The organism is Leuconostoc sp. (assembly GCF_965300815.1).
The window spans coordinates 1-4,393 of sequence record NZ_CBDKZH010000107.1 but is presented as its reverse complement, the minus strand read 5'-3'; the positions used below and the strand labels follow the sequence as shown (position 1 = coordinate 4,393).

The following is a 4,393-nucleotide window of genomic DNA, read 5'->3' as shown; positions in this document are numbered from 1 at the left end:
GGTATTGAATGGGTCAGCTTCAACTATTTATGTGTGTTGGTGGTTATGGGTGCAGGTCACACTTATCCTCATCATACTCTCATTTGGTTTTGTGGTTTTGGGACAAGTTGCGCGTCGCGCAATGGATCAAAGACAAGCGTTGAATTAAAATATAATTAAAATAAAGTGTTGACAATATGAAAAACAGTGATATATTTATAATAATTGTGACACGAAACATCTTGTTAACGGTCTAAAAATGAATGAGGAGAGAGATATGGTAAGTACAGGAAAAAAAGTCGCCTTTGGTGTCGGTGGTCTTGTTGTTGTTGCGGGAGCCGGCTTTGCTATTCTAGCCAGCCAGTCAAATCAAAGTGCTACGACGAGTAAAGCCGTTAGCGTTGGGTCGTTTAAAGGGGATTATAAGAACCCGAAGTCACCGATTAAGGGTGGCAATATCTCAGTAACGGTACCAGGAACTGCGGCAGACCCAGTCAGTTTCTCAGGCTATTCAGAATTTGTACAATGGTCATCAGTACAACAAGAACTTGGGCCTACTGGTGGTAACTCGCTTTTCTATACTGACAAGCATGGTAAAATCATCAATGGTGGCCCAGCTGAGTATAAGGTTGATAAGGACAATAAAACCGTCACAATCACACTGCGTGATAACTTGAAGTGGTCAGATGGCAAGCCAGTAACTGCCCAAGATGTATTGTTCTCCCTTGAAACCCTAGCCACTAATGATGTGGCGGCGGGTAACTTTACCAATTCTTATTTGAGCATTAAAGGATTGGCTGATTATCAGAATGGTAAGGCAAAAGACATTTCAGGGGTTAAACTCAATGATGGTGCCGATGGTAAAAAGCTGACGGTGAGTTATTCAACCTTGCCAGCTGCGGCTGACTGGGGTGATGGTGTCCCATCCTACGCGATGCCATATCATGATTTGAAAAATGTGGCGTCAAAAGACTTAGCCACTTCAGAAAAAGTAACAAAGACGCCACTGTCATTTGGACCGTTTAAAGTTGCCTCAGTGTCAACGGATTCAACGGTTAAGTACGTTCGTAACAGCGAATATTGGGGCAAGCCAGCCCGACTAGATTCAATTAATTTCTACGTTAACCAAGATAAGTCTAAGTTAGAAAATGATCTGGCGAAGCAGAAATTTGATATTGTGACGAGTGTACCAACATCACTTTGGAAAAATGGTGATCAACCACAATTGTCTAAATACGACAATGCCAAAGGTTATGCGGCCACTGGTAAATATGCTTCCGGTTATTGGGAACTTTACTTTAACTTAGGTCATTTTGACAAGAAGGACAGTACTAATGTCCAAGACCGACAAACACCATTGCAAGATGCTAATGTGCGTAAAGCGGTTGGCTATGCAATGAACGTCGGGGATGTGACAAAGAAGTATAGTAATGGCTTTGAACAACCGGCCACAACAATCATGTCTAAAGATCCAGCGAAGGAAGAATTCTACAACAATGCAATCAAGAGCTATCACGACAAGTCTGGTGGCGATCCAAAGAAGGCTGGTGAGTATCTGGAAAAGGCTGGTTATAAGAAGGGGGCTGACGGCTACTACGCTAAGGATGGCAAGCATTTGACGCTAACTTACTTGGCGCGTTCGGGTAGCACGACGGCTGAAGCAAAAACAAAAGCCTATGTTGCGGCTTGGAAAGCCGCTGGTATTGATGTGAAATTGTACCAGGACAAGTTAGTTGATTCTGCTACTTGGCAATCAATTATCCTAGCAGGTAACAACAACGATTGGGACTTGACAGATGGTGGTTGGTCAGAAGGGACCGTGCCAACATTTGACCAACTTTGGGCTAAGTCAGCACAATATAACTTCGGTCACGTTGTGTCAGATGCTTTGACTAAGAACTTGACAGAGACGCAAGACTCAAAGTCAGCTACGGAATTGGCTAAGAACATCAAGGCCTTCCAAAAGTTGGTGGTTGAAGATCAAGCTTACACCATTCCAACAACTGTCGGCATTGCTGCACAATTCGTGAATGGTCGTGTGACGGGTTGGACAACAGCATCAACAAATGATTTGTATGCACAACTTGGTGTTTCTCAAGATAAGCCAGTGACATCTGGTAATCCAAGAAAGTAAGTTTGTGTTCGTGCAACGGAAGTCTGAGTAGCAGTATCCTCCCAATACCATGTCTCAATAGTTCGTTGCACTATAAAACCCGATGTGATCAGTTGACCACTGATCACATCGGGTTTTGACTTTAGGCCACAGTATCATAATAAACAAAAAAGGTTGACGCATTTGCGTCAACCTTTTTAGATGTGAATTAACTTTTAGCCCTTAAAGACCCAAGCATCACCGTTATTTGCCAACAACTTGTCAGCGGCGGCTGGTCCCATTGAACCAGACTTGTAAGTTTCAAGTGGTGCCTTATCAGCGGCGTAAACAGCTGAAATCGCATCAACGAACTTCCAAGCAATGGCAACACCGTTCCAATCGGCGAAGTTGGAACCATCACCGTTCATCGTGTCATGAATCATACGTTCGTATGGTTCAGGTGTGTTAAGCTTGTCTTCTTCTGACACTTGCCAATCAAGACCGATGAGACGTGTGTTAAAGTCATCTTCAACTGACTTTGAGTTGATCTTAAATTCGATACCACCTGTTGGATCAACCAAAATTGACAAGATGGCTTCTTGCGCTTCTTGCGCTGCGCCAAATTGGAAAGTACCAGCCTTGAAGACGATATCAATACGTGTTTGCTTAGCAGCTAGGCGCTTACCTGAACGCACGTAGAATGGCACACCTTCCCAACGTGGCAAATCAAATTGCAATTCACCAGCGATGTACGTGTTGTTCTTTGAGTCAGCAGGTACGTCCATTTCTTCAAGATATGGCTTGAATTCAGCAGAATCACCACCTGCATATTGACCACGCACGAAGTACTTGTTCACTTCTTCTTCGTTGTAAATCTTCAAAGCGTTGAAGGCAGCATTCTTAGCGGCACGGATGTCCTTGTCAGTGAATGAATCAGGCTTTTCCATGGCCAACCAACCAACGATTTGCATCGTGTGGTTTTGGATCATGTCAAGCAAAGCACCGGCTGTGTCGTAGTAACCAGCACGTTCTTCAACACCCAAGACTTCTGACAATGTCACTTGTACGTTCTTGATGTAGTCCTTATTCCAGGCTGCATCAAAGATTGGGTTACCAAAACGCAAAGCCGCAATATTTTGGACCATTTCCTTACCAAGGTAGTGGTCAATACGGAACAATTGGTCATCATCAAAGGCGTTTTCTAATTCACTTTGCAACTTTTCAGCTGTTTCGTATGATGTCCCAAATGGCTTTTCAATCATCAAACGGTTATAACCAGTTGTGGCCAACAAACCTTCTGACTTCAAATACTTGGCAATTGTCCCAAAGAAACGTGGGGCAACAGACATATAGAAGATACGGTTACCTTCAATACCAAACTTGTCAGAAGCTTCTTCGATTGCTGACTTCAAAACGTCGTATGACGCCGCATCCGTGACGTCATGGGCACGATATGAGAAGTGTTCGATGAAGGCTTCGGCTTGTGCCTTGTCTTCTGCTGCGCCAGCGATTGAGTCGCGCACCAGTTGCTTGAATTCATCTTCAGTCAAGTCTTGACGGGCTGTTCCAACAATGGCGAAGTGTTCTTGCAAATAACCTTTCTTGAAGAGGTTAAAAACTGATGGGTAAAGCTTACGCTTTGCCAAATCACCAGTAGCACCGAAAAATGTGACTAACGTCTTGAGTTCTGAAACCATGATGTTCCCCTTAATATTATAATTAAATTCATCTACCATTATAACGCAAAACGGGGTGAAAAGTACCTATTTCACAAACAGATTCATCACGGTATGCGTCATGTCAGGCGTTGTCACGAGTTGATATGTGGCATTGAAAAGGTTAAGCGACACACCACGATATGCCAAATTGGTTCGTGTTCAGTCGCAGCATTAAAAAAGCTTCTGGCATTGCCAGAAGCTTTTGATCGTGGGTTAGGCGAGCAAATCATGCACAAAATCGGCAAAGGATTTTTCGCCAATCGGCGTTTTCACCACGGTAAACCCGTGATAAGACGCTGGATAACGCGCAACGGTGACGCGCACATAAGCCGCCACAAGATGTTGGGCAAAGGTTTCTGCTTCATCGCGTAGGCTATCAAATTCAGCCGTGTGGATAATGGTTGGCGGAAAGCCCATGAGTTCCGCTTTGGTTGCGACAATGGGCGACACGAGTGGATTGTGTCGCGTTTTGCCGGTATCATCTTGGAGAAAAAACTGATTCATCAGACGGGATTCGTCAATGGCAATCCCTTGCCCGTCAAACACTAAATTAAAATCAGGCATGGCAAAGATAGCGCGTTTTTCGTAGAAATCGGCTAAATCG

Annotated in this window: 3 protein-coding genes; 1 reads left to right on the top strand and 2 read right to left on the bottom strand. The window is 44.0% G+C overall.

The window, feature by feature from the left end:
• The first annotated feature begins 256 nt into the window (after positions 1–256).
• Entirely contained in the window at positions 257–2,113 is a 1,857-nt protein-coding gene (locus tag ACW12G_RS06635) for an ABC transporter substrate-binding protein (protein WP_455647569.1), read from the top strand.
• 194 nt (positions 2,114–2,307) lie between these two features.
• On the opposite strand, the gene zwf is transcribed toward ACW12G_RS06635, so the two are convergent.
• Both zwf and ACW12G_RS06625 read right to left on the bottom strand, forming a co-directional pair.
• Positions 2,308–3,768 carry a glucose-6-phosphate dehydrogenase gene (zwf, locus tag ACW12G_RS06630; RefSeq protein WP_147000874.1) on the bottom strand — a complete coding sequence of 487 codons (1,461 nt, stop codon included), beginning with the start codon at positions 3,766–3,768 and terminating at the stop codon, positions 2,308–2,310.
• 234 nt (positions 3,769–4,002) lie between these two features.
• The coding region (locus tag ACW12G_RS06625) for an alpha/beta hydrolase fold domain-containing protein (protein ID WP_455647568.1) at positions 4,003–4,393 on the bottom strand (391 nt) is incomplete at its 5' end.

What these genes read in the sequence shown, in the direction of transcription:
- ACW12G_RS06635 (WP_455647569.1), top strand. Translation starts at nt 257, where the DNA reads ATGGTAAGTACAGGAAAAAAAGTCGCCTTTGGTGTCGGTGGTCTTGTT.
- zwf (WP_147000874.1), bottom strand. Translation starts at nt 3,768, where the DNA reads ATGGTTTCAGAACTCAAGACGTTAGTCACATTTTTCGGTGCTACTGGT.